Annotated in this window: 27 protein-coding genes and 1 tRNA gene; 24 read left to right on the top strand and 4 right to left on the bottom strand. The window is 36.1% G+C overall.

Going from position 1 to position 26848, the window contains the following annotated elements; genetic code table 11:
- The first annotated feature begins 3 nt into the window (after window positions 1–3).
- From I2F23_RS06835 to I2F23_RS06790, 10 genes are all read left to right on the top strand, one after another.
- Window positions 4–1263 (top strand): hypothetical protein, encoded by a 1260-nt coding sequence (locus I2F23_RS06835; RefSeq protein ID WP_195771811.1) that lies wholly within the window; start codon window positions 4–6, stop codon window positions 1261–1263.
- The gene (locus I2F23_RS06830; RefSeq protein ID WP_195771810.1) at window positions 1263–1565 is read left to right on the top strand and encodes a hypothetical protein; all 303 of its coding nucleotides are present in this window, start codon (window positions 1263–1265) and stop codon (window positions 1563–1565) included. Before I2F23_RS06835 ends, I2F23_RS06830 begins: the two co-directional genes overlap by 1 nt.
- On the top strand, window positions 1562–1960 hold the full coding sequence (locus I2F23_RS06825; protein WP_195771809.1) for a hypothetical protein: 399 nt from the start codon (window positions 1562–1564) through the stop codon (window positions 1958–1960). Before I2F23_RS06830 ends, I2F23_RS06825 begins: the two co-directional genes overlap by 4 nt.
- A gap of 10 nt (window positions 1961–1970) precedes the next feature.
- Window positions 1971–4340: a hypothetical protein gene (locus I2F23_RS06820; protein WP_195771808.1), complete on the top strand. Its 2370-nt coding sequence runs from the start codon at window positions 1971–1973 to the stop codon at window positions 4338–4340.
- Window positions 4333–4563: a hypothetical protein gene (locus I2F23_RS06815; protein WP_195771807.1), complete on the top strand. Its 231-nt coding sequence runs from the start codon at window positions 4333–4335 to the stop codon at window positions 4561–4563. The genes I2F23_RS06820 and I2F23_RS06815 overlap by 8 nt, the downstream gene beginning before the upstream one ends.
- Window positions 4564–4638: 75 nt before the next feature.
- Window positions 4639–4947 carry a phage holin family protein gene (locus tag I2F23_RS06810; protein WP_195771806.1) on the top strand — a complete coding sequence of 103 codons (309 nt, stop codon included), beginning with the start codon at window positions 4639–4641 and terminating at the stop codon, window positions 4945–4947.
- Window positions 4934–5503 (top strand): glycoside hydrolase family protein, encoded by a 570-nt coding sequence (locus tag I2F23_RS06805; RefSeq protein WP_228285388.1) that lies wholly within the window; start codon window positions 4934–4936, stop codon window positions 5501–5503. Before I2F23_RS06810 ends, I2F23_RS06805 begins: the two co-directional genes overlap by 14 nt.
- Complete coding sequence (locus I2F23_RS06800) at window positions 5500–5886, top strand: hypothetical protein (RefSeq protein WP_195771805.1); 387 nt, start codon at window positions 5500–5502, stop codon at window positions 5884–5886. Before I2F23_RS06805 ends, I2F23_RS06800 begins: the two co-directional genes overlap by 4 nt.
- Window positions 5840–6025: a hypothetical protein gene (locus I2F23_RS06795; RefSeq protein WP_195771804.1), complete on the top strand. Its 186-nt coding sequence runs from the start codon at window positions 5840–5842 to the stop codon at window positions 6023–6025. Before I2F23_RS06800 ends, I2F23_RS06795 begins: the two co-directional genes overlap by 47 nt.
- 465 nt (window positions 6026–6490) lie before the next feature.
- The gene (locus tag I2F23_RS06790) at window positions 6491–7240 is read left to right on the top strand and encodes a DUF4760 domain-containing protein (protein WP_195771803.1); all 750 of its coding nucleotides are present in this window, start codon (window positions 6491–6493) and stop codon (window positions 7238–7240) included.
- Window positions 7241–7328: 88 nt separating this feature from the next.
- Here I2F23_RS06790 and I2F23_RS06785 read toward each other — a convergent pair whose 3' ends face one another.
- Window positions 7329–7607, bottom strand: a complete 279-nt coding sequence (locus I2F23_RS06785; RefSeq protein WP_195771802.1) for a hypothetical protein — start codon at window positions 7605–7607, stop codon at window positions 7329–7331.
- A 497-nt stretch (window positions 7608–8104) separates the two neighbouring features.
- Entirely contained in the window at window positions 8105–9310 is a 1206-nt protein-coding gene (locus I2F23_RS06780) for a tyrosine-type recombinase/integrase (protein ID WP_195771801.1), read from the bottom strand.
- A gap of 603 nt (window positions 9311–9913) precedes the next feature.
- Between I2F23_RS06780 and I2F23_RS06775 the strand changes: the two genes are divergently transcribed.
- The 8 genes from I2F23_RS06775 (at window position 9914) to I2F23_RS06740 (ending at window position 16451) form a co-directional block, all read left to right on the top strand.
- Window positions 9914–10312: a hypothetical protein gene (locus tag I2F23_RS06775; protein WP_195771800.1), complete on the top strand. Its 399-nt coding sequence runs from the start codon at window positions 9914–9916 to the stop codon at window positions 10310–10312.
- 522 nt (window positions 10313–10834) lie between these two features.
- The gene (gene glnA / locus I2F23_RS06770; RefSeq protein ID WP_195771799.1) at window positions 10835–12244 is read left to right on the top strand and encodes a type I glutamate--ammonia ligase; all 1410 of its coding nucleotides are present in this window, start codon (window positions 10835–10837) and stop codon (window positions 12242–12244) included.
- A gap of 182 nt (window positions 12245–12426) precedes the next feature.
- Window positions 12427–13086 (top strand): amino acid ABC transporter permease, encoded by a 660-nt coding sequence (locus I2F23_RS06765; protein WP_195771798.1) that lies wholly within the window; start codon window positions 12427–12429, stop codon window positions 13084–13086.
- Window positions 13076–13741 carry an amino acid ABC transporter permease gene (locus I2F23_RS06760; RefSeq protein ID WP_195771797.1) on the top strand — a complete coding sequence of 222 codons (666 nt, stop codon included), beginning with the start codon at window positions 13076–13078 and terminating at the stop codon, window positions 13739–13741. Before I2F23_RS06765 ends, I2F23_RS06760 begins: the two co-directional genes overlap by 11 nt.
- 7 nt (window positions 13742–13748) lie before the next feature.
- On the top strand, window positions 13749–14480 hold the full coding sequence (locus I2F23_RS06755) for an amino acid ABC transporter ATP-binding protein (RefSeq protein ID WP_195771796.1): 732 nt from the start codon (window positions 13749–13751) through the stop codon (window positions 14478–14480).
- A 32-nt stretch (window positions 14481–14512) separates the two neighbouring features.
- Window positions 14513–15355 (top strand): cysteine ABC transporter substrate-binding protein, encoded by an 843-nt coding sequence (locus I2F23_RS06750; RefSeq protein WP_195771795.1) that lies wholly within the window; start codon window positions 14513–14515, stop codon window positions 15353–15355.
- Window positions 15356–15491: 136 nt separating this feature from the next.
- Window positions 15492–15932, top strand: a complete 441-nt coding sequence (locus I2F23_RS06745; RefSeq protein ID WP_195771818.1) for a MarR family winged helix-turn-helix transcriptional regulator — start codon at window positions 15492–15494, stop codon at window positions 15930–15932.
- 90 nt (window positions 15933–16022) lie between these two features.
- On the top strand, window positions 16023–16451 hold the full coding sequence (locus I2F23_RS06740) for an organic hydroperoxide resistance protein (protein ID WP_195771794.1): 429 nt from the start codon (window positions 16023–16025) through the stop codon (window positions 16449–16451).
- 161 nt (window positions 16452–16612) lie between these two features.
- On the opposite strand, the gene I2F23_RS06735 is transcribed toward I2F23_RS06740, so the two are convergent.
- On the bottom strand, window positions 16613–16900 hold the full coding sequence (locus I2F23_RS06735) for a hypothetical protein (RefSeq protein WP_195771793.1): 288 nt from the start codon (window positions 16898–16900) through the stop codon (window positions 16613–16615).
- Between the two features lie 375 nt (window positions 16901–17275).
- On the opposite strand from I2F23_RS06735, the gene I2F23_RS06730 reads away from it, so the two are divergent.
- The 3 genes from I2F23_RS06730 to I2F23_RS06720 are packed head-to-tail and all read left to right on the top strand — an operon-like array spanning window position 17276 to window position 18918.
- Entirely contained in the window at window positions 17276–17803 is a 528-nt protein-coding gene (locus I2F23_RS06730) for a chorismate--pyruvate lyase family protein (RefSeq protein ID WP_195771792.1), read from the top strand.
- Window positions 17796–18668, top strand: a complete 873-nt coding sequence (ubiA, locus tag I2F23_RS06725; protein WP_407648004.1) for a 4-hydroxybenzoate octaprenyltransferase — start codon at window positions 17796–17798, stop codon at window positions 18666–18668. The genes I2F23_RS06730 and ubiA overlap by 8 nt, the downstream gene beginning before the upstream one ends.
- A 13-nt stretch (window positions 18669–18681) precedes the next feature.
- Window positions 18682–18918 (top strand): hypothetical protein, encoded by a 237-nt coding sequence (locus I2F23_RS06720; protein ID WP_195771791.1) that lies wholly within the window; start codon window positions 18682–18684, stop codon window positions 18916–18918.
- A 101-nt stretch (window positions 18919–19019) separates the two neighbouring features.
- Here I2F23_RS06720 and I2F23_RS06715 read toward each other — a convergent pair.
- Window positions 19020–19095: transfer RNA gene (locus I2F23_RS06715), tRNA-Asn, on the bottom strand.
- Between the two features lie 314 nt (window positions 19096–19409).
- Here I2F23_RS06715 and I2F23_RS06710 point away from each other — a divergent pair.
- The 3 genes from I2F23_RS06710 to I2F23_RS06700 are packed head-to-tail and all read left to right on the top strand — an operon-like array spanning window position 19410 to window position 26847.
- Window positions 19410–20597 (top strand): efflux RND transporter periplasmic adaptor subunit, encoded by a 1188-nt coding sequence (locus I2F23_RS06710; RefSeq protein ID WP_195771790.1) that lies wholly within the window; start codon window positions 19410–19412, stop codon window positions 20595–20597.
- 6 nt (window positions 20598–20603) lie between these two features.
- A complete protein-coding gene (locus I2F23_RS06705) occupies window positions 20604–23726 on the top strand; it encodes an efflux RND transporter permease subunit (RefSeq protein WP_195771789.1) in 3123 nt (1040 codons plus the stop codon).
- Window position 23727: 1 nt separating this feature from the next.
- On the top strand, window positions 23728–26847 hold the full coding sequence (locus tag I2F23_RS06700; protein ID WP_195771788.1) for an efflux RND transporter permease subunit: 3120 nt from the start codon (window positions 23728–23730) through the stop codon (window positions 26845–26847).
- Window position 26848: the final 1 nt, after the last annotated feature.

Here is a 26848-nt window from a genome sequence, read left to right as displayed (position 1 = left end):
ATTATGAAAGCAGATACAAAGGTTCAGTTTTTTAGTCATAAAAATGGACTGTCATTAGATAACCGTTGGGGCGATTTAATTAACCTCTTAGATTCATGCTTAGTGAATGGCGTTGCTTTACCTACAGTCACATCAATAAGCATTGCTGATGATGGAAAGATGACGGTTAATTTCAATGCAGATCATCAATGTATGTTGTTTCAATGTATAACGCTGTCGGCTTGTAAGCCTGATGTGATTAATGGCAAATATCGTATTGTTGGTGTACCAAATACAACGCAATTTATTTTATCTACAGATTTAATAGCACAAACGGTTACAACTATTGGTACAGCAGTTTTATCACCTTTAGGGTATGACATTATTTTTAGTGCAAATCAAAAAAGAGTTTATCGTGCGAAGAATCCTACAGCACAGCATCCTTTTATTCGTATCGATGAAAGCCGAGCAAATGCAGATGGCTCAAGTGTTTATAATGACAGTTATGCCAAGTATGGGATGGTTGGGTTATTGGCATCAATGAATAATGTTGATGATATTAATAATAATACAGTCCAACAGTTACCATTTGATTCAGCCAATCCCACAAGTAATTGGGATATTAAAGGAAGTAATGGTGATTGTGTACGTGGTTGGGCACGGTGGTATTGGGCAAGAGCAACAAATTCATATAATTCATCATCTGATGCGACAGCCCCTTCTAGTGGATTGCGTAACTTTACTTTGATCGGGGATTCCGATGCATTTTACTTTCTTAGAACTGCTACAGGTGCAGATAATTATAAGACACTTTCGGGCTGTGGTTTATTTAACTCATCTTTGAATAGCTCCATCCCACAATGGTTTTTATTATCTTCAGCCTTTAAAAATATAACTGCTTCAACAGGTATCGACTTTTCAAGTAATTCTATCGGGTATTCCACTCCATTAGCTTACAATGAAACTTTCGCAAAATTTCTTGTAACACATCCAATGACTCTTAATGGGAATAGCATCATCGGTTTACCCATAATACCAAATTATGTTTCGGGTTCTGGTACCTTTAATGCAAACTCTATGAGTGCATTAGAAATACCATTTGCTGATGGACTCTCTTATCTCAGAGGTACTTTTAAACACATTTTCTATTCAGGAAATGCTTTAGGTAATATTTCAACAACACCAATTTTGTCGGATTCCTCAATGTATGTATCTGACGCTGCAATGGTAAATGGGACCCCTGGTGGTGGAGGTTTTTATTTCTACTTAGGGGAGTATTTATAGTGTTTCCTATATCTCGAAAGATTGGAATTGGTGTCACTGGCATTAATATCAACTATTTTGGAAGTGATAATACTCCAAGAAAAGTTCAAGGCTCAATTAAAAAGCAGGGCTCAGATTATAGTAATTGCCTAGTTGGTATCTTTGACAGAAATCAGCTGAGTTTATTGGCCTCAGTGAAGCCGAAACTAGATGGTTCTTATGTTGTTCGTGGACTAAATAAAGATTTAACTTTATTCATAGTGGCTTTTGATAATCAGACAAAATTTAACGCAGTTATACAAGATATGGTGGTTCCAAAATGATTTATTTATCAAATACTGCGGCTGTTTCTCAGCTGAGTGCGCTCGCTTCATACATCGATCAAGGTAGCAATAATGCTACCTTTATTTTTTATGATTCTATAAAGCCGACAACGAGTGATGTAAATGCAGACAACGGCGCGAAGCTTGTCACCTTGACATTACCTAAACCAAGTTTAAAACAAGTAAATACAGATAGTATTGAGTTAAATCCAACGGATACAGCAGTTGCAGTGAAAACAGGTACTGCACGCTGGGCAAGACTATTTAATGGTGATGGTAAAGCCGTTGCAGACTTTGAAGTTGGGACAGACATTACTTTGGCCAATACATCTTTAATTGTCGGCGGTACCCTTAGTATTGTGTCTATTAAGTTAAGACCTTATACCGGGCAATAGGGGGCAAAATGTGGATTTTAAGAAACGTAGGGTACCCATCGATGCCCTAAATCTTATTCTCAATTTTGAGAGTGATGACTCAAGTGTTCTCAATTTTCAGTATCTAGCTACAGGCTCAACCAATCTTAATTTTGGTGATGATGTTTTAGGTGCGGTTGACGCGCGTATCAATCTAGGTTTTCAGCTAGAAACACAAACCAACTATGTAACAACAGTAAGCGGAACTGGCCATGCAGATGGTTTATTTCAAACAGCTTTTTCAGCTCAAGTTACAGCACAGTATGACTATATTGATCCATATCTAAAGAATGACAGTCATCATGTTGATCTAAACTTTATAGGTAGGGTGATCGAGTCAACAGACTTAAACTTTGGTGAAGTGGTCGCAGATACTCTTAGCTCAAGCATATCCTTTGATTTTTCCTCTCAGATACAAGCGATATATTCAGCAACAGGCGATAATGTTGCTGTTTTTGATGCTTCGTATGAAAGCAGAATTATTCCTGAGATTGAGGCTGTATCCACTCAACTTGCGTATGTAAATTCTCAAGTCAATCTGAGTCTGCTTAGTGATATTCAAACAAATGTAAAAGCACTTGCACGTATTGATCGCCAAGTCGCAAGTACAATGACTGCTGATATTCAGGCCAAATATGATCAGCAACAGGCTGTGATTGATGCAGTTGTGAGTCATGCACCGTTTTTGAGTGAAGTCACTGCAAATTATGACGCTGACTATTACCGAGCTGTATTTATGGACTTAAATACGGCGTTCCAATCTACGGTAGAGGCAAGCGCTCATATTGATACGCCGTGGCAAATTGGTATTCATGCTACCAAATACTATGACAATGGGTTGAATGAAGCAATTGCGTGTAGTCATGGTGCATCCTTGCAGTTTGAAAAAACTTCGTCACTGAGTCGCAGTATTCAAAGTATTTATCAATCGGGTAATCGTTTGAGTAATTTCTTTGGGTCATTATGGCAACAGGATCTATCTCTACAGTCAAATGCGTTTATCGCTTGGGAGAGCGGTTTAAAAGCAACAACTGAAAGTATTGTGCAATGGCAAGAAATGCAACGGCAAAGAAAGCAACTGACATACGCGTATGAAGTGGCCCATGTTTTTGAACGGCGTTATCAGTTTGGTTTTGCTAAAGGCTTAGAGCTGATTGTTGAGAATGCCTATGCTTGGCAAGATGGTCGGGCAATCTATTATAAAAAGCATGATATTGAGGCATGGGAGCCTGTTCCTGAAAAACCGTATCTTGGTAGCAATGACCTAGATTTTCAGTGCTTGTGTACGAATATTGATGCACATCATATTAATTTTGACTTTGGGAATGATGATTGTATTCCACAAGTCGCACCAGTAAATGGATGGCAGATTGTGAATGATGTTTCTGTATATCGTGAGGATACAAAAGAAAGTATCTTAATTTTTAATGGTCGCTATAACTGTGACAGATCAAAGTGGTGTTGGACCTTTAGCTTATCTATTCCAGCAAGCGAAATTCAAAAGACAAGAAGTACTGACGGCAATCCAGTTATTTTAGTGGTTGCCGTGAATGGTAATGTTCATCGTATGTTTGTTGAGGATAGAACACGAACACGGCAATTCGGTAAGGAAGTCTATACCGTAACAGGGCGAAGTCCAACTGCGTTACTCGATGCACCGGCTTCTCCGACACGTACTTTTTTACAGGAAAATGAGCGGACATCCGTTCAATTAGCACAGGCCGAATTAGATCGCGTGGGAAGTACTGTAGCCTTGAATTGGAAACTCATTGATGAGTTAGGTTGGATTGTTCCTAAGTATAGTTTTTCTTATTCAAATTTAACCCCGATTGCAGCAATTAAGCTGATTGCTGATTCAGCCGGGGGCTTTATTTATAGTGAGCCTGACAGTAATACGTTGACCATTAAGCCACTATATAAAAAGAGCTATTGGGAGTCATTGGTTGTGAGTGAATACGACCGATTGATTCCTGAATCGATTGCGGTAAATATTAGTGTAAATGATACAAGATACCCTGAATATAACGCCGTGTGGCTGACTAGTGATAAGTCAGGCGATATTTATAAGGTGAAGAAAACAGGGACTGATGGTGCAAATATCTATGCCACACAAAACAATCCACTTTATAGCTCTACGTCTGTGATGGCCAGTGCAGGGAAAGCAATGCTTTCTAAAGCTGGTCTTGTTGAAATGCATACAATTCAGATGCCGATTAGCGATAAGGTTGGACAGTGTGTTTTAGGTGAAATTACAGCGTTTAACGGTGAGTGGTGGGGTATTGTAGACAGTGTTGATGTTTCTTTCTCTTATGACAAAGTGATGCAAACAGTTGCTATTGAGAGGGTTGTAACAAGTGAGTAATCCATATCAGAAGCTTTTAGACCTTTTACCAAAAACACCGGAACTCATTGGGGATATTACCAATGCAGATCATCCAAATTATAAAGTGTTGATCGTTGATAGTACTGGTTTACTGCTGTGTACCAGTGCCACTCAATTTAAAACCGGTGATCGAGTTTTTGTTGCTGGCACAGAGATCAAACGTATTGCGCCGTCAGGTAATACAGGAACGATAGAAATTTAGTTTTTACTAAACAAGTTAAGACCATGCAAAAGCATGGTTTTTTTATATCTAAAAATTAGCAAATTAGAGGGAAAGATGACAGATCGGCAACAACTTGTAGATACGGCGAATACAGTATTTACAAATAAGACCACGCAAATTGGAGCATATACAAGTACAGGTGCAGGGATTCTTTCCGCGCTTGCAAACATAGATATTGTTGCAAAGATTTTACTGTGTTTTGCAGCAGTTAGTGCGGTGTTCACTATTTTTAGCTTTTTCATGAATTGGTATTACAAATATAAGGATGATCAATATAAGTCGAATGAAGACCAAAGAGCGCAAGAATTTCATCAACTAAAAATGCAGTTAATGAAAGAGGGTAAATGGCATGGACAAGACTAAATACTATGTTATCGGCTCAATTGTTGCAGTAATGACAGGCGTTCCTACGGCTTCCTATTATCTAAGTGATGTAAGTCAAAATGGGGTAAAGGGAACGGCAATGCAAGAGGGTTATCGAGCAAAGCCTTATCATGATTCAGGGAAAGTTGTTACTCAAGGTTTTGGTTCAACATTAAAACCTGATGGTTCAAAAATTAAAATGACAGACAAGCCGATCTCACAAAAAGAAGCCTTACGTTATTTACATGCTCATATTTCTCGTCATCGAGATACGTTCAATCACTCTTTGAAGAACGTCAAAATTTCACAAGTTGAATATGATCTATATGCCGACTTTGTTTATCAGTACGGGATTAATGCATGGACTCAATCACAAATGCTAAAACATTTAAAAGCAGGGCAGTATGTGAAAGCGTGTCATTCACTAGAGAATTGGCGGTTTAGCCGTGTAGGGTCACATAACATCAAAGTAGATTGTCGCCTTAATTCTAAGTGTAAAGGCGTTTGGAATCGTCAGAAATGGCGAATTGAAAAGTGTTTAGAGGTGAACCGATGACTTATCTATTGCTGGCTTTGAAGTACTGGCGAGAATGCTTAATTGCATTACTCGCTTTTTTAATTCTGTGCTTACTCATGATCTTGAGTCACAAAGATCACAGCATTGAGAAACTGAAGCAAGAGCATATTGGCTATGTGCAAGAACAAAAACAGAAATATTTAGAAGCTGCTCAACAACAGCAAATTGAAATGAACAAGGTGAGTGCAGACTATGAAAAACTTAAATCTGAGCAAGCAACAAAAGTTGAATACGTCACAAGGACCATCAATAAATACGTTGATCGCCCTGTCTATCGTAATGTGTGCATCGATGATGATGGTCGGGTGCAGCTCAATGAACTCATTAAATCAGGTCAAACCACCAGTACAGATACCAAGTAACTTGTTGCAGCCTTGTCCTGATCTTCAAACATTAGATGAAAATACAGGTAAGGCATGGATTCTTTGGTCGGTGGATACGGTGAAGAAATATAATGAGTGTAAGGATCGGTACGATAGTTTAATTTATATTTTCACTTAGTAGATGACTAGTTGTATAGTTTTGTAGACAACTAACTTCATAAAATTATGAGTACATTCTATTACACTATTCGCTTTAGTATGGTTGACTGAGTTAAATTATTTGTATATGGTTGTATATACACCGCATAGGTGAATTTAATCTCTATTGCGGACTGCATAGGTAAAGTTGTTGCCTATTCGGGTCAAAACGCTTTTTTTCTGTTGATTGTGATATATCAATAGCGAACTAGCATATCAATACTATATGGATTCATATAGTATTATTTTTAGGTGATCTTAATTTCTAGTTTATGAATATTGAGTTTTTAGCGCCTACAGAGGAGTATAATTATGTCATATTTTATTAAAAATAAAGGTTTGCAAGATGGATACGGGATCGGTTAGTAAATCATTAAAATTAGTGCAAAGCACCTCTTGTGAGGTGCTTTCTTGTATCTATAGATAATCATTTTTAGGCTTTAAAGTGTCAATTGATAATATTTTACTTTTAAGAACCGTACTTGTTTTTGTTCCATATATTATTTTAGCGTACATAGCTAATAAATATGTAAAAGATAAATTTTTTTTGAAACCAAGAACTCATATACAGCTCGCGTTAATTATGATTTCACTAATTATTTTATTTATTGAAATTGTAATTTGGAATTTATGTATAGAAGATCGTAACTTTTTAGGTTTTTCACTTGCTGATTTCACAGGATCTAGGGGAAGCCAATCAAGCTCTATTTTAGTTTTACTTGGTATTGTTGCAGCTGTTTTTGGTTGGCTTTTTACAAGTCGAAACCAGGTTTTAGCAGCAACTAGAAACCACTCTATACAGAGTCTTATGTCTTCTAGGTTCTCTACAGCATATTCTGATAGGATTGAAAAAGCTAATGGGATTTATGAAAGATGCATGAAGGCGGGATGTTTTAAACTTAAGATTGAACATATTTGTTATGAAGATAATAAAGATGGATGCCATCATCACAATAAATCCCACATAATTTCTTACGAAGATAAAAAGAATCTATTTTATATATTGAATTATCTAGAGTTTGTGGCTGTAGGAATAAGATTTGGAGATTTTGATGAGCAATTGATTAAGAATACCCTCGGCTCTATTGTTGTCGCTAATTATGAATTCTTGGAGTTAATAATCAAGGATCGACAAAAAAATAACCCTAGCAACTTTGAGCATATTACACAATTATACAATCGATGGAAACGTTGATAAATAAGATGAATTATGGAGTTGTTATAAATAACTCCATAATTTATCTAGTAATTAAAATGATGAATTTCATAAAATATATATTTAATTATTTTGGATAGTCTGCAAATTTAAAAATACAAGCTTTAGAATCAATCTCTATCTTCTTGCAATTATTATACTGATTAAATGGTGCTTGTAGTAAAGAGCCGATTATAAAACCAAACAGTATACTTGATGGATAAAATAAAATTTTACGATCATCTAGTTCAGTATTTTTTTTATAAGCCCAAAGCTTAAATTTTCTACACCATCTACCAATTTGATAAATTAAAAGAAAAATAATAGCTCCAAGTAAAGATAGTGTGCCAATTTTAAAATCAAACATTTTGATATGTCTTCCTATGTATATTTGTTTTTATTATATAATAATAAGAAATCCGATATCAAAATATGTATTATCGACCTTATTTAATAATGACTTCTAATTTCCTATTTTACTGAATAAAAAATCGATTTCACTAAAATCTAGAATAAAAAATTCTTCTAACATAGCAGTATCCAAAATACATACATGAAAGGGGTAGTATAAAATATATAGATTTAACAGTTGTTAAATGATTAGCAATATGTTCTCTAAATAAAAAGTAATCGAAAAGTTGAACATTAAATAAGGTAAGAACAACCTTGTCATAAATAAAGATGAGTAGTGCGGAGACTATAACTACAATAGAACAAAGTATCGGGTGATACTCAAGTACACTCTCCAATTCATCAATTTTATCTCTAAAGAAGCTCATACTGTTAACATCTAACATCAAATAACCTTAACTGCATTCTAGTTTAAATTAATTGCTGAAGTCGAGAGAAATTTATACTAGATATCTACTTCCACCCATCAACCATATCAGCCCAATCCTGAAGCATTTTGCGTCTATCCTCTAAATATTGAGCATGGTTGTATGATGCTCTTGTTTTGTTTTCTTCAGCATGTGCCAATTGTTTCTCAATCCAGTCTTGGCTATATCCTTTTTCATTAAGCATGGTTGAGGCTGTAGCTCTAAAGTCGTGAGCAGTAACTTCACTTAACCCAATATAGTCTAGCATTCGATTTAATGTTGTAGCAGATAGCATTCCTGTTTTATAGACAGAAGGAAACACATACTCTTGGCCGCCTGTAATTTTTAACTGCTCTTTTAGAATGCCTTCAATTTGTTTTGAGAATGGTACGATGTGAAGACGATTTTTCTTGGTTGTTCGTTCACTTGGATTCCTTTTTGATGAGATCGGGAAGGTAATTATTCTTTGCTCAAAATCAACAAAAGACCATCTCATACGCCTAATTTCAATTGTTCTAAGCATAGAGTAGAGCAAACATAGTCCTGCATTCTTGACAGTTGTTGAACCATTATAGTTCTCTAAATTAGTTCTTAGTTTTGACATGTCAGAGCGATCTATTGGTTTTGCATGTTCTACATCAGGCCTAGTGACATAATCTTTAACTGCATAAGTTGGGTCATATTCAGCTCGTAGCGTAACAATCGCATATCGCATCACAAGGCCAATAAACTTACGGTTTTGGATAGCAGTCACTTCCCCTGAACCATAATTGGTTTGTGAACGTACTCTCTTTAAGGTGCTCTCCATAATTTTTAGAACATCAGCTGATGTTACTTTTGAGATGTCCTTTGCGCCAATAACCTTAAAGATATCTTTTTCCATTGCACTATCAAACTGATTGATATAGCCAACAGACCTGTTCACTAATTTCTTTTCTTTATATTCTTGGGCAATATCTTTAAATGTTGTTGACGAGGATTCTTTTTGCTTTGCCTTTTTCTTTTCGTCAGATGGGTTGAGTCCCTGTGATAGTTTTACCTGTTCAGCCTGTTTTAATCGTCTTGCTTCAAGTAGTGAAACAACTGGATACTCACCAAGACTAATTGATCCCTCTTTCCCGTTTAGAACATATTTGAAACGCCATATCTTTTTACCACTAGGGCGAACTTCTATATAAAGGCGTTCAGCATCAAGTATGCGATATACTTTCTCTTTAGGTTTAAGTGTTTTGATCTTTGCGTCTGAGAGCATACGGGTAACTTGTACTATTTTTAAATATTACCCGTTAAAATACCCGTTTTTTTGTCAGATTAAAACAAACTATATAAAACTAATAAGCACTAAGACTATTTAATAGTATAGTTATTGAGGAAGTGAATCAAACTAATAAGCACTATATAAAACTAAAATACTTCTTTTCAATCATTAAAAGCATTTTAATGGCAACCTTTTGAAAGTTAATTAATTTATTTATTTAAGTGAATTGATTATCACAGAAATAAAAGTTTGCATTTTTATGCATAAATAAAAAAGCCACTCTTAAGTCACTACTTTATCAGAATTTAATCGATTTGTGACGACATCATTCATATAAGAGTAAAGCTAGATTTTTATATTCTATTTTTACCTTACAGTGGATTGAATTTTACATGCACATCTAAAGGGGTATTCAAGTGAATCATTTATGTAAGCTATAAGAGAGGCAGTATAAAAATCAAGGAAACAATAATGTTACTTTAATCACACAAAAATATTAAAATGTGATTTATTTAATATAATAATATGCCGACGCTGTTTATTTATCGTTTTAATAAGTATTAAGGATTGTCAGTGTTTAGTTTTGAAAGAAGAATAATGCGCGTAGTAGTTTTTTTATTTGCTATAAACATTTTAGGTTTTACGGCGGTATATGCTCAGCCGGGTTATAGAATATGTATTGTGTCTGGTGATAATGAGAGCAATCTTAATTTTTTAGAAAAGGGGTTGGCTGTAAAAGTAGCAAATGGAAATGGAAATAATACTTGTGAAAAAAAGATGAATTATATGACTAAGTACTATTTGTATGCCTATCCTGAAGATAAGTTAACCTTTATAAATGCGATGGGGATGGCTGAGTGCGAAAAAGTAAGTCGTTTAATTGGGGCTGATTCTAATATTTGTAAATCGATGAAAGTAAATAAAATTTATAAATATAGTTCAAGATATGGTGAAGATGCTGTAGCGAATCCAAGTGCAACTTTTTGGCATAATTAAATCTAGTTCAAGAAAACCATCTTCGGATGGTTTTTTATACTTTTAAATATTCATTCAATAAATACAAAAATATGTAATAGATATGAAAGAATCAGGGTTGATTTAATTTTTTGAAATTCCTTTCTTTGAGCATTGGGTTCAACTTTATAGCGATCATTTTATATTTCAGGCATTTAATGAATGCTCAAACTATATTTTTGGTATAAGTTGGTGCAATAAAAGCATGCGAAAGATTTAATGTGCTAATTTGGTGCAATTAATTTTTGTTATATGCTAGAAATTTGAATGTAATTTCTACATACTCAATTAGAGATGTGCATAAATTGTTTTATTCTAGTGCGATGACTGGCATCTACAACGTAATTATTCTATTGTTATTTAAAGTAAGACAGGGCAATGAATAAGAAATCGAATGACAATGAAAGATTTGACCTGAAGTTGGCATGAGGTTTGCATTCTAAAGCCTAACTGCAAGACGCACTGCATAAGTGCAATAAAACACTTCATATTGGAGCAAAGAGCATGGCGAACAAGGTTCTAGAACTCATTCAGGCAACTGGTGCTAAGTGGGTTGATTTTCGCTTTACAGATACAAAAGGGAAAGAACAACACGTCACTTATCCATCACATTCTGTGGATGAGGATAATTTTGAAGACGGTAAAATGTTTGATGGTTCTTCAATTGCTGGTTGGAAAGGCATTGAAGCATCAGATATGATTTTACGTCCAGATGCAGAGAGTGCTTTTATTGATCCATTCTTTGCTGAACCGACTGTTGTTGTGACTTGTGATGTTGTAGAGCCAGCGACAGGACAAGGTTATGAACGTGATCCACGTTCAATTGCACGCCGTGCAGAAGAGTATTTAAAATCTACAGGAATTGGTGATACAGCATTTTTTGGTCCTGAACCAGAATTCTTTGTATTTGATGAAGTGAAGTGGGACATCGATATGTCTGGCGCGCGCCATACATTAATCGCTGAAGAAGCTGCTTGGTCTACAGGTAAGGACTTTGATGCGGGTAACTCAGGCCATCGTCCACGTGTGAAAGGTGGTTACTTCCCAGTTCCTCCAGTAGATTCTCATCATGATATGCGTGCAGAAATGTGTGCAAAACTAGAAGAAGTGATGGGTGAAGGCCGTGTAGAAGTACATCACCATGAAGTGGCATCTTGCCAGTTAGAAATTGGTGTAAGTTTCAATACATTGGTTCGTAAAGCTGATGAAGTGCAACAATTTAAATATGTAATTCATAATGTTGCACACCAATATGCAAAAACAGCAACCTTTATGCCAAAACCAATGGTGGGCGATAATGGTTCAGGCATGCATGTACATATCTCTATCTCTAAAGATGGCAAAAACTTGTTTGCTGGCGATGAGTATGCAGGTCTTTCAGAAACAGCACTTTACTTTATTGGTGGTGTCATTAAGCATGCTCGTGCATTAAATGCTTTAACAAACCCATCTACAAACTCTTATAAGCGTTTGGTTCCTCATTACGAAGCACCAATTATGCTTGCTTACTCTGCACGTAACCGTTCAGCGTCTATTCGTATTCCTTATGTTTCTAGCCCGAAAGCAAAACGTATTGAAGCACGTTTCCCTGATCCAGCAGCAAACCCGTACTTAGCATTCTCTGCATTATTAATGGCAGGTCTTGATGGTATTCAAAATAAAATCTATCCGGGTGAAGCAGCAGATAAGAACTTATATGACCTTCCTCCTGAAGAAGAAGCAAAAATCCCAACAGTGGCGCACAGTCTAGAAATGGCTTTAGATGCGTTAGAAGCGGATCAAGAGTTCTTGTTAAGAGGCGGTGTATTCACGAAAGATATGCTAGACGCATACATCGAATTAAAAACTGAAGAAGTTCGTCGTTTAAATACGACAACTCACCCAGTTGAATTTGACATGTACTACAGCGTTTAAGCGTTAAATAAAAAAGCCTGCATAAGCAGGCTTTTTTATATTTATGATTAAAAATACTTTTCTTTATCAATAAAAAGAATATATAAATATTATTTTATTCTAATGTTTTGCTGTTCAGCGTTCATCAAACTCAATAAAATGCAAAAAATTATAGTAAGCCTCTATTTTTATTAGGATGTCTTTTGAACTGGCAATATATTTATAGTGTCGCATCTCAATTTGGACATGCGATATTAACAACTTTAAAAATTTCATGCATTAGTATTATTTTAGCTATGCTTGTGGGGTTGCTGTGCGCAGTTGTTGTGACGTACAAAATACGTGTTTTAGGCACAATTGCAAAAATTTATATTCAGCTTTCTCGTAACACACCTTTATTAATTCAGCTCTTCTTCCTTTATTATGGTTTACCTAAGGTGGGAATTAAGTTAGAAGGATTTACATGTGGTGTCATTGGTTTAACCTTTTTAGGTGGAAGTTATATGGCTGAGGCATTTAGAGCAGGCTTACAGGCTGTATCTAAAGGGCAAATCGATGCAGCCAAAAGTATTGGTTTGACACCAATCCAAGTATTTATGCATGTCACATTTCCTCAAGCATTCGCAATTTCTGTGCCCTCAATTGGTGCAAACTGTCTATTTCTTATTAAAGAGAGTTCTATTGTCAGCGCTATTGCTGTGGTCGAGTTGCTATTTGTCACGAAAGACTTAATTGGTATGGACTATAAAACCACTGAAGCATTGTTTCTATTAGTAAGTTCTTATTTGATTATTTTGTTACCTGTTTCCTTAATCACAAGTTTTCTAGAGTATCGCAGTCGTAAGGTGAGTCATGGGGTTTGAGTATTTATTTCAACCAAGTCACCTTGAACGGTTGATGTTTGGTTTATTTGAGACCATAAAGATTTCATTCATTTCAATCTTTTTTGCAGCTATATTGGGTGCAATATTTGGAATTGTAATGACATCCAATAATCTAATTGTTCGTAGTATCTGCCGTATTTATTTAGAATCAATTCGTATTATTCCTATATTGGTGTGGTTGTTTATTTTCTATTTTGGCTTTGCAACATGGTTTAACTGGCAGCTTTCTTCTTTTAGTGTTTGTATTGTAGTTTTTGTGATGTGGGGAACTGCAGAAATGGGCGATCTTGTTCGAGCTGCGATTTCTTCGATTGATAAGCATCAACGTGATACAAGTTATGCGTTAGGTATGACGCAGTGGCAGACGCTGTACTACATTGTTTTACCTCAGAGTTTAAAGCGCGTGACACCGGGGAGTATTAATTTGTTTACACGAATGGTGCAGACAAGCTCTTTGGCTGTTTTAATTGGTGTGGTTGATGTTATTAAAGTGGGACAACAGTTAATAGAAAACTCCCTATTGGTTGTTCCAAATGCATCACTATGGGTGTATGGATTTATTTTTATTCTATATTTTGCAATTTGCTACCCATTGTCAAAGTTAGCTACATATTTAGAAAAAATTTGGGAGTAGGCAAATTATGGCTTTATTATCCATCCAAAAATTACAAAAAGCTTTTGGTGAAACACCTGTATTAAAAGGTGTAGACCTAAATGTACAGCGTGGAGAGGTTGTTGTTATTTTAGGTCCATCTGGCTGTGGTAAAAGTACACTATTACGTTGTGTCAATGGTCTAGAAACAATTCAAGGTGGTGAAATTGTTTTAGAGGGCAATGGTGTATTAGGTAAAGATATACGTTGGGAAAAAGCCCGTGCTAAAGTGGGTATGGTATTTCAGAACTATGAATTATTTGGTCATATGACCATTTTAGATAATATTTTGCTGGGTCCTGTAAAAGTTCAAAATCGAAATGCAAAAGATGTTGAAAAAATTGCAGATGAACTACTCACTCGTGTGGGGCTTATGCATCGAAAGAATGCGTACCCTCGAGAGCTATCAGGTGGTCAAAAACAGCGTATCGCAATTGTGCGCGCGTTGGTCATGAACCCAGAAGTCATTCTTATGGATGAAATCACAGCAGCACTCGACCCTGAAATGGTGAGAGAGGTTTTAGATGTTGTACTTGAGCTTGCACAGCAAGGTATGACAATGCTGATTGTGACACATGAAATGTCATTTGCGCGAAAAGTTGCAGATCGTATTATATTTATGGATCAAGGTCATATTATCGAGGAAGCATCGCCAGAGGAGTTTTTTGAACATCCAAAAACAGAGCGTGCACGTAACTTCTTAAATATTTTGGCATATTAATGCTAAGAATATAACATTTGAAAGGTATAACTATGGGATTTATTCGTGGTGCCAAAGTATTGGTTGCAGCATCATTACTCGCAATGGGGCTGACAGCATGCAGTAAGCAGGAACAATCTACAGATGCAAACTTGTCATCGATCGATCGTATTAAGAAGAATGATGTCGTTCGTATCGGTGTATTTACTGATAAACCACCATTTGGTTATCTAGATGAAAAAGGCAATAATCAAGGTTTTGATGTTGAAATTGCAAAACATGTAGCAAAAGATTTATTGGGTGATGAAAAGAAAGTCCAATTCGTTCCTACTGAAGCCGCTAACCGTGTTGAATATCTAAAATCGAATAAAGTCGACATTATTTTTGCAAACTTCACCATTACGCCTGAACGTAAAGAAGTGGTAGATTATGCAAAACCATATCTTAAAGTTGCTTTAGGCATTGTTTCTCCTAAAGATCATCAAATTACCGATTTGACGCAGCTGAAAGATAAAATCTTACTTGTGAATAAAGGCACAACAGCAGATAATTTCTTCACTAAGAATCATCCTGAAATTAAGCTACAAAAGTATGAGCAAAATACTGAAACGTTTGATGCTTTAAAAGATGGGCGTGGTGCTGCACTTGCACATGATAACTTGTTAGTACTTGCTTGGGCAAAAGAGAATCCAAACTTTAAAGTGGGTATTCCAACACTAGGGCAACATGACTTTATTGCTCCTGCAGTGAAGAAAGGCGATACTGCTTTATTGAATTGGCTTGACCAAGAAATGGATAAGCTGACGAAAGAAGGTGTAATGCAACAGGCATATGAAAAAACACTGAAACCTGTATATGGTACAGATATTTCAGAAAAAGAATTACTTATTGAATAATCTATAGTTCCTGCACTATTAGAAAAGTCCTTGTCTTGTATAAGGGCTTTTTTGTATGTGAAGATGGTATACAAATATAATTTTCGTTTTGTAGTAAACTGATCAATTAGATTGGATAAGTAGAGCGGGTGAAATGATGTTTGAACAAGATGAATTATTAAAGTTAGATAACCAGTTTTGTTTTGCCGTCTACTCTATGAACTTGTCTCTAAATCAGACTTATAGAAAACTACTTTCACCGTGGGGATTAACCTATCCACAGTATTTGGTTTTATTGGTTTTGTGGGAAGAAGATCATTTGACAGTTTCAAATATCGGTAAGCGGTTATTTTTAGAGTCTTCTACACTTACACCACTGTTGAAAAGACTAGAGGCTTTAAAATGGGTGGTACGTCATCGTTCAAAGCAAGATGAAAGGCAAGTACTTGTTTCTTTAACGGATGAAGGGATGCAGTTAAAAGCAAAGATGAAGGATATTCCCAATCAAATACAATGTGCTTCAGGTTGTGAATTACAAACAATGATAGAAATAAAACAACAATTAAATGAATTGCGTGATAGATTAAATCAGAAGTAAGAAAAATAATATCAAAAGGCAGTTGACGGATAATTTATATCGTGTACGATATAATCGTAAACAATCATTAATAACGGTGGAGTAATAACAATGTCATTGGAACAAGTCGTTTATACAGCAAAAGCAAAAGCAACGGGTGGTCGTGATGGTCGTGCAACATCAAGTGATGGTGTACTAGATGTTAAACTCGGTGTACCAAAAGAAATGGGTGGTGCAGGCGGTGAAGCAACTAACCCAGAACAACTTTTTGCTGCAGGCTATTCTGCATGCTTCCTAGGGGCAATGAAGTTTGTATCGGGTCGTGACAAAATTGCGATGCCAAAAGATACCTTTATTGAGGGTGAAGTAGGTATTGGCCCAATTCCAAATGGTTTTGGTATTCAAGTGACATTAAATATTCATTTGCCAGAGATGGAGCAAGAAGCTGCTCAGAAATTGGTAGATGCTGCACACATTGTATGCCCATACTCAAATGCAACTCGTGGCAATATTGATGTAACACTAAATATTGTCGCTTAATGATTTAAATTTACGTTAAAGTACCCACCATTATGGTGGGTATTTTTTTAGGGGTATTATGGCTTTGTCTTCAGTTTAGTATTGCTGATTTCATATATATGGCGGACTGATGTCAATATTAGTTTTCAGGCTTTTATAAGAAAAGTTAAGAGGTATATAGTTTAGAAGTTAGGCTTTACCACCACTAAATTACAAAAACAACCAATAATATTTTTTAAAAATAAATAATTAATTTCTTCTAGTTTATTAAAAAGAATGCTAAAGACCTTTCCTAAAATTGCACAACCTATTCCTATTTTGAAATTAAAAGTACCAATATCACTAACTATATATACTCCTTTACTTTTCATGCTTATGAGATATAAGATTCCACCCCAATAAGAAAACATGCCTAAAATTAAAAATAAACTATAATAACTTGGATTGTTATCTGATAATTCTTTTTTCATTCAGTTGCTCTTTAGATAAATTTTTGCTTAAAGCTATATTTTGAAGAGTAAAAGATAGAATTTAAAGTATAAGTTTCTTCAAGAGAGTATTGATTTACAAGTAACTGTAATAAGTGAAGGAATGCAGAGAGGTAATAATGATTCAATGGATAGCTTTATAACCAAAATGCAGTTTTAATTTTATAGTTTTACGTGTCATAGAGTGATGTCATTCCTCTTTATCTTTGGTTGCTTAAAACAAGTTTTTGAACACGTTGGTTTTGTTCCTTATTAGAATGTACTTTCAACGATACTTGTATATAAACAATAAAATTGTAGATGGCGATCACATAATTTTCAGTTACACTAATAGCGTTTAAAATAATATGTAGTGATATGCAACAGAAGCGTCGTATTGGTCAAGCTCAAAAACGGCTAAAGAATATTCCTCCTTATTTATATGATTGGTTATACGCTTCGGGCTCTTTAACTCAGCAGTTAACACGCCTTGCACATGGACAATTTCATGTTCAACCAATACAGTCATCTTTTGAGCGATTAACATTTAAAGATAGTCAATGGTTGAATATGCCAAGCTCACATACATCATGGGTAAGAGAAGCTTTCTTATTTGGGTGTGAGGATGAGCCATGGGTTAAAGCTACAAGTATTTTTCCCATATTAAGTTTACAAAGGAAAGCCCGTATTTTTAGATATTTAGGAAAAAGACCAATAGGTTTCTTTCTATTTCAACGTACTTTTCCTTTATGCGAACGTCGCGTTATTTATTTAAGTGAAGGATGGACAAGACAAAGTGCATATACTTGGCATGGATGTAAGTTTATTGTACAAGAGACATTTTTACCCACATTTGAACAGTTCATTCAAGATATGAGTATAGTAAGGCCGAGTAATAGTGAATAAAGAAATAACATGGGCAGAGCGCCTAAAAGCATATTATTACTTATGCCGTTTTGATCGACCAATTGGTACAGAGTTGGTACTTTGGCCAACCCTGTGGGCGTTATGGGATGCAACAGGTGGTATTCCAAATTTTAAAGTACTTTTACTGATGGTGCTTGGCGCCATTTTTATGCGTGCAGCGGGTTGCGCTATTAATGATTTTGCAGATCGGAAGGTAGATGGCCATGTTGAAAGAACCAAAAACAGACCTTTAGCCACAGGTATAATTACACCTAAAGAAGCAGTAATAGTTTTTATCCTGCTTGTTCTAGCAAGTGCTTGCTTATTATTATTTTTGCCTATTGCAACGTTTTACTGTTCTTTTGGTGCATTATTTTTAGCCTTTATCTATCCATTTATGAAGCGTTATACACACTTACCACAAGTGGTTTTGGGTGCAGCATTTTCTTGGTCTATTCCTATGGCATTCACTGCAGTAGGTCGACCTCTAGATTTAACCTGTTGGCTTTTATATTTTGGAAATCTAACATGGACAGTTGCATACGATACCCAATATGCAATTACCGATCGTGTGTATGACTTGAAAATTGGTGTAAAGTCTACAGCCATTTTATTTGGTCGTTATGACGTGCAAATCATTGCATTGTTACAAGTAGTGAGTTTGTTTCTTATTGGTTGGGCTTTATTTCGTGATGATATTTTGCACCCATATGGTACGATAGCATTGTTTTTGGTATTTATTGATTATCTTTATCAGTGGTATCAAATTAAGGACCGTGATCCACAACGCTGTTTTAAAATGTTTTTACATAACCGTTGGGTGGGAATCTTGGTTTTTGCTGGTATTTTTATGAGTTTGCTGTAAGGGAGTAGGAAGTGTGAGCGAAGATGTACGTACAAGAAACCGTAAGCGTTGGATAATTTTTTCCGTTGCTTTACTTGTTCCTATTTTACTTGTATTACTTTTATTTGTAGCTGCGTCACAGGATGCAAAAACCAGTAAAAAATATGCTGCAGAGAGAGCAGGGTATGCAGAAAAATTTGCCAAGCAAGATGAAGAGCGTAGTTTAGCTTCTGACCCTGAAGCAACAACGAGCAGTAATCAAACTCGTTAATGTATTCACAAAAATGCTTTTTATTTTAAAAGCATTTTTTATAATTTATGCCCAATAAAAAACCCATATATTAAAAATAATATATGGGTTTTTTAGAATCTTGGCTCTCCAACCTGGGCTCGAACCAGGGACCTGCGGATTAACAGTCCGTCGCTCTACCGACTGAGCTATTGGAGAATCTGATACGCATTCTATGTTCGATTTTAAATATCGTCAAGTCTATATCATCAAAGATCTAGTTAAGTGATCTAAATTTAAACGTTTTCCTTGTGAAATAAGATATTTTATTTTTTAAATTATAGGTATGATCTAAGTTATTCCTCATTTTTTATCAAAATAATAAAAAGTCTGGTTTTTTTAATAATGGTATTTACAGTAAGAACATAATTACTTCATGAAATTATTGAATAATATCGTTAAATCGTTTATTTGAAACATGACTCTGTTTTAATTTGTGCAGAAAAATATTTTAACTCTTCCAAGGTTGTACTATGTCGCGAAAACTTAAAAAGATTTTTATATTCTTAATCTTCATTGTTGTTATTGTAGCGGCTTATTTTTATATTCAATCAAAATTTTCTAGTCAACCTCGCAGTATGCCTCAGTCTGAAGGAACACCAGTTCAGGTAGGTGTCGTTACGACACAGGATGTACCTGTGATTGTAAATGCACTTGGAACCGTAACGGCAAATAAAACAGTAACAGTTACGAGTAGAATTACAGGTAATTTGCAATCGGTGTATTTTAAAGAGGGACAGTACGTTCATCAGGGAGATTCACTGGCACAGATTGATGTCAAACCTTCACAAGCGACATTAGAACAATATGAAGGCACACTTTCTCAAAATCAGGCTCAATTAAAAAATGCACGTTTGACCCTAGAAAGATATCAAAGATTATATGAGAAGGATTCTATTTCTAAACAAGATTTAGATACGCAAACAGCGACAGCTGCACAATATGAAGGCGCAATTAAATCTGTACAAGGGCAAATACAAGCTGCCAAACTTAATATTGGCTATGGTCGAATTGTTGCACCAATCTCAGGGTATATCGGTTTAAGAAAAGTAGATATTGGTAATGCTGTGAGTGCAGATAGTACCGCAATCGCAGTCATTACTCAAACTAGGCCTATTACTGTGGTTTTTAGTATTCCTCAATCTGAAATTGCCGATATTGTGAAGCCATTAAGAGAAGGAAAGCCTCTAGTTGTTCATGCTTATGATCAAAGTGGTAAAACCCAGCTTGCTGAAGGTAAAGTTGCGGTTATTAGCAATGAAATTGATAGTTCTACAGGAACCATTTCATTAAAAGCAGTATTTGAAAACCAATCAGATGAATTGTTCCCGAATCAGTTTGTAAATGTACAATTAACAACAAAAACATTAAGTCATGCGTTGGTTGTTCCAAGCGCAGCCGTACAACTGAGTGATGCTGGTAAGTATGTATTTACAGTAAATAATCATTCAACTGTGAAAAAAGTAATGGTGAAAACTGGTCCAGAAACAAATGATGGAAAAGTTACTATTCTTGAGGGTGTTCAAAATGGCGAGCAGGTTGTCACTACAGGTGTAGACTCACTGGGTAATGGCGCAAAAGTAAAAGTTGTTACACCTGAAAAAGTAGATACACGTATTTTAGACAATGCGCCTGCACCTCGTCATCATGGACCACGCTAAAAGACTATGAATCCATCTCGTATTTTTATAGATCGACCTGTTGCAACATTACTGTTAATGATTGCTATTATCTTAAGCGGCATTTTAGCTTATAAGAACTTATCCATTTCTGCCTTGCCTGAAGTGGACTATCCAATTATTCAAGTGACAACTGAATTCCCCGGTGCAGGGCCAGAAGTAATGACCAGTGGGGTGACAGCACCCTTAGAAAGACAGCTTGGACAAATGGCTGGTTTAAAACAAATGTATTCCACCAGCTCAGGCGGTGCATCTGTTATTACACTTAAATTTAGTTTAGATATGTCACTTGATGTTGCAGAACAAGAAGTACAGGCAGCGATTAATACGGCGGACTCTTTATTACCTAGTGGATTACCGAATAAACCTACCTATAAAAAGGTGAATCCTGCCGATGCGCCGATTTTAACAATTGCTGCGACTTCAGATACGTTACCTTTAATTAAAGTACAAGATATTTTGAATAACCGAGTTGCATTAAAGTTATCTCAGATTTCTGGTGTGGGTTTAGTGAGTCTTGCTGGAGGACAGCAAACCGCAGTACGTATTCAAGTCAATCCTACAGCGCTTACCAATCACAGTTTAACGCTTGCTAATATTTCTACAGTAATTAGTAATTCGAATGTGAATGGTTCAAAAGGCGGATTTGATGGTCCCAGTAAGTCCGTAACTATTGAAGCAAATGATCAACTCAGAAGTATAGATGACTATAAGAATCTGATTTTGAAGTATGAAAATGGTAGTGCAATTTATCTACGAGATGTGGCTACAGTAACTGAAGCGCCACAGAATTTGTATCAGTCAGCTTCTGCCAATGGGAAACCTGCCATTATTATGAATGTGCAACGTCAACCTGGTACAAATGTAGTTTCAATTGCAGACGATATTAAAGCGCAATTACCAGAAATTCAAAATAGTTTACCTGCTTCGATCCATTTAGAGGTATTGTCAGACAGAACTCAAACTATTCGTTCTTCTATTCATGATGTCCAGTTTGAGCTCATCTTGGCCATGTGTTTGGTCGTTATGGTTTCATTCTTATTTTTGCGTACCTTTGCTGCTACATTTATTCCCAGTGTTGCTGTGCCGCTATCTATTATCGGTACTTTTGGGGTGATGTATTTGTCTGGTTTTTCAATTAATAATCTCACCTTAATGGCATTAACCATTGCAACGGGGTTTGTGATTGATGATGCTATTGTTGTTGTTGAAAATATTCAGCGCCATATTGAAAATGGTGAACCACCAATGCAAGCCGCTTTAAAAGGTTCGCGAGAAATTGGCTTTACTATTATTTCACTCACAATTTCTTTGGTCGCGGTACTGATTCCATTATTATTTATGGGTGATGTGATTGGACGTTTATTTAGAGAGTTTTCAATTACTTTAGCCGTTGCAATTTTTGTATCTATGTTTGTGTCATTAACTTTGACACCAATGTTGAGCGCTTATTTGCTAAAACATATCCCAGAAGAAAAGCATAATGTGGTTGCACGTAGTTTTGGACGTGGATTTGATCGTGTATTGCATGTATATGAGCGTTGTTTAAAGGTTGTATTTCGCCATCAGGGAATTACCTTAATTGTCGCCATTTTAACACTGGTATTGACGGGACTTTTATATGCATGGATACCAAAAGGTTTTTTTCCATCGCAAGATACAGGAATGATCCAAGGCATTTCTGTGGCGCCGCAAAATGTTTCTTTTGCGGAGATGTCTAAGAGACAACAGGCATTGGTTCAGGCATTACAAAAAGATCCAGCAGTTGCTTCTATCTCTTCAATTGTGGGTATTGATGCTGCAAACAATACAACGTTAAATACTGGACGTTTGCAGATTAGTTTAAAAGATTTTTCTGAGCGTGATAAAGCAGATATTGTAATTCAACGATTAAAAGCAGAAGCTGCACAGGTGGCAGGCATTCAGTTATATGCAATTAAAAATCAAGATTTAAGTGTAGATGATCAAGTAACACCAAGTCAGTATCAACTTACTTTAGATACTCCAGACCAAAAAGATTTAGAATTATGGTCACCTAAGTTAGTTGAAGCCATGCAGAAGAATCCAATTTTTTCTGCAGTTAATCAGAATCTTCAAAATAAAGCCAATATCGCATACTTAGAAATTAATCGTACAGAAGCAGGTCGTTACGGTATTACAGCAAGTGATATAGATACGGCCTTATATAATGCTTTTGGTCAGCGTTTGATTTCTACGATTTATACACAAGCAAATCAGTACAGAGTGGTTTTAGAAGTTGGACAGCCATATCGTCAAGACTTATCTGCCTTTTCACATATTTATGTTTCTGGTACAGCTTCAACGACAACAAACTCAGATGGCACAGTAACAACGTCATCAACTTCAATGGTGCCTTTGAGTAATTTAGTGACTGTTTCTGAAAAGATAGGCTATCAAGGCTATACTCGAATTAACCAGACACCCGCTGCAACACTCTCTTTTAATGTAAATCAAGGGTATACCTTAGAAGAAGCAAAAGCAGCATTTGAACATATTCAACAAGAGGTGGGTTTACCTAAAACTATTAATGTGAAGTATCAAGGTGCTTTACTTGCTTATAGTACTTCTGGTTCCAATACCTTATGGCTTATTTTAGCAGCTTTGCTAACCATGTATATTGTATTGGGTATTTTGTATGAGAGCTGGATTCATCCAATTACCGTGCTTTCTACTTTACCCTCGGCAGCGATAGGGGCTCTCCTTGCATTACGTTTAACCAATACTGAGTTTTCTCTTATTGCATTGATTGGTGTGATTTTACTTATTGGTATTGTAAAGAAAAATGCCATTATGCTCATTGATTTTGCACTAGATGCACAAAGAGACGGAAAAACTGCCACAGAGGCGATGTATCAAGCGTGTCTATTACGTTTTCGCCCTATTTTAATGACGACATGTGCTGCTTTACTTGGCGCAGTTCCATTGATGTTTGCTGTAGGCTCAGGATCTGAATTACGTCAGCCCTTAGGTTTGGTCATTGTTGGTGGCTTATTGCTTAGTCAGGTTTTAACCTTATTTACAACACCTATTATTTACTTGGCCTTTGAACGACTTGTGCATGGTAAACAAGCGGTAGGTAAAGGAGAATAAATTGAATTTTTCAAAGATATTTATTCTTCGCCCTGTTGGTACATTACTGATTAGTTTTGCATTGACATTGTTAGGCATTCTTTCATTTTATTTAATGCCTGTTGCACCAATGCCCAAAATTGATACTCCTACTATTATGGTTCAGGGTAGTCTTGCTGGTGCTAGTCCCGAAACTATGGCTGCTACTGTTGCAACGCCGTTAGAGCGAGCGTTGGGGCAAATAGCAGGCATTACCGAAATGACTTCTACCAGTGGTCAGGGATCTACCAGTGTTATTGTTCAATTTGATTTAGACAAAGATATTGATAGCGCGGCAAGAGAAGTACAAGCGGCGATTAATGCGGCAAGAAGTTTGCTTCCAAGTAGTATGAAAACACTTCCTACTTATCGAAAAGCGAATCCTTCTGATGCTCCAATTGTTATTTTATCTTTGACATCATCTCGTTTTAATCGTGGTCAGTTATACGATTTAGCATCGAGTAAGCTCCAACAGAAATTATCTCAAGTACAAGGGGTAGGACAAGTTTCTATTCGGGGTAGTGCTTTACCTGCTGTACGGGTTGCCTTACAACCTAAAAAGTTAGAAAGCTATGGTATTTCATTAGATACAGTACGTGCAGCCATTAATAATGCCACAACCAATACTCCACGTGGTCAACTAAATGGGAATGCCTACAATTTATGGATTGAGGCCAATGGTCAGTTAACCAAAGCCAAGGAATATCAAGAAGTTATTATTGCATCTCGTAATGGTGCTGTGGTTCGTTTAAAAGATGTCGCATTAGTGTCAGACTCTGTGCAAGATATTTATGCTGCAGGTTATTTGAATAATGAGCCTGCAGTCATGATTTCAATTACCCGACAAGCCAATGCAAACATGCTCAAAACCATTGATGCAATTAAAGCTGAGATGCCTGTTTTAAATGAAATGTTACCTGCAGATACTCAGCTTACATTTACGATTGATCGTTCTACTTTAACGCGTAGTGCATTGCATGATACGGAAATGACGCTCGTAATTGCTATACTTTTAGTCATTGCTGTTGTGTTTTTATTTCTTAGAAATGCACGTGCCTTACTTATTCCAGCAGTTGCACTACCTATCTCAATTATTAGTACATTCTCTGCTATGTATGTACTTGGATACACGCTCGATTCGCTTTCAATGTTGGCATTAATTATTGCCACTGGGTTTGTCGTCGATGATGCCATCGTTGTATTAGAAAATATTAGTCGTCATCTAGAAATGGGTAAGAAGCCAGTTCAGGCAGCATTAGATGGAAGTCGTGAAATTGGTTTTACAGTACTGTCAATGACAGCATCTTTAATTGCTGTATTTATTCCTCTGTTATTGATGGGAGGAATGCTTGGACGATTATTTCGTGAATTTGCTGTGACATTGTCAATTTCTCTTGTGTTCTCAATGTTCTTGTCATTAACCCTAACTCCGATGTTATGTGCAACTGTACTTAAACCGCATATGCATGGAGAAAATAAAGACAATAAATTTTATTCTTTTATTGAACGATGCTTAAACGGTATACATCGGGGATACATCAAAAGTCTTTCTGTAGTGATGCGACATAAACGACTTACCGTACTTACACTTTTGATTACTATTATATGTAACGTCTATCTTTATACTGTAGTACAAAAAGGATTCTTTCCAAACCAAGACACTGGCATGCTCATGGGAATGGTGAGAGGAGATCAGAATACCAGTTTTCAAGCATTTGAACCCAAATTAAAGGAAGTGGCCCATTCTTTAATGCAAGATCCAAATGTGAAATATGTGATGTCATCTACAGGTGGCGGAGGATTTGGTGCACGAAATACAGGTACTTTCTTTGTTCGTTTAAAAGATTTAAGTGAGCGTAAACAATCTGCTATGCAAATTGCAAACTCACTGACCATGAAAAATAAAAATATTGCGGGTGCTTCAGTCTTTCTTATGCCTGCACAAGATTTACGTATAGGTGGGCGTAGTGCAAATGCAACTTATCAGTACAGTTTACAAAGCGATGATCTGAGTCAGTTACGTGAATGGGCTCCCATCGTATATGCGGCTTTAAAACAGTTACCACAATTGACCAGTGTTGATACAGATTCCCAGACAGGTGGGCAAGAAGTGAGGGTTGTTATAGATCGTGTTGCCGCTAAGAGATATGGTCTAGATGTAAATGATATTGATACATTTTTAAATAATGCGTTTAGTCAACGGCAAATCGCAACCCAGTACAAAATGTTGAATCAGTATTATACAATTTTAGGTCTAGCACCAGAGTATACTGCCGATCCAAATATATTAAATCAACTTCATGTACTCACAAGTAATAATGAAGTCGTTCCTATTTCTGCATTTGCAAGCTTAAGCTATGGCAATACCTCTCTCTCTGTTGCTCATCAGGATCAAATGGCGACAACTACAATTGCATTTAACTTGGCAGATGGTGTCTCATTAGAGCAAGCTCAGCAAGCCATTAATGAAACTATTGCAAAAATTGGTGTACCAGATACGATTCATGGCGGATTGCAGGGCACTGCAAAAGCTTATGAAACATTGGTAAAAAATATTCCATGGCTCGTATTGGCTGCTTTAGCTACGATCTATATTTTATTGGGTATGTTGTATGAGAGTTGGATTCATCCAATTACAATTTTATCTACATTACCCTCTGCAGGTGTAGGTGCACTTATACTTCTCATTTTAACAGGCACTCAATTTACAGTTATTGCTTTTATTGGCATTTTGCTACTTATTGGCATTGTAAAGAAAAATGCAATTTTAATGATTGATTTTGCTTTAGATGCTGAAAAGAATCATCAGTTTACACCTGAACAAGCAATAGTCGAAGCATGTTCAAAACGTTTTCGTCCAATTTTAATGACAACACTGGCTGCTTTCTTTGGTGCATTACCATTGATTTTAGAAACTGGGGGAAATGCAGAATTACATCGTCCTTTAGGCTATGTTATTTGTGGTGGGCTTGCATTAAGTCAAATACTTACACTTTATACGACACCAGTGATATATGTTTACTTAGATCGTTTCGGTGCATGGGTTAAGCGACGGTGGCATGTGTTATATCGCCCAACTTCTAATATTACAGATGAGTCATAAT

The sequence above is a fragment of the Acinetobacter pollinis genome (genome assembly GCF_015627175.1).
In the GTDB taxonomy this organism is placed as follows: Bacteria; Pseudomonadota; Gammaproteobacteria; order Pseudomonadales; family Moraxellaceae; genus Acinetobacter; species Acinetobacter pollinis.
The sequence above is the reverse complement of the archived record's forward strand: the minus strand, read 5'-3'. Positions and strand labels throughout refer to the sequence as shown.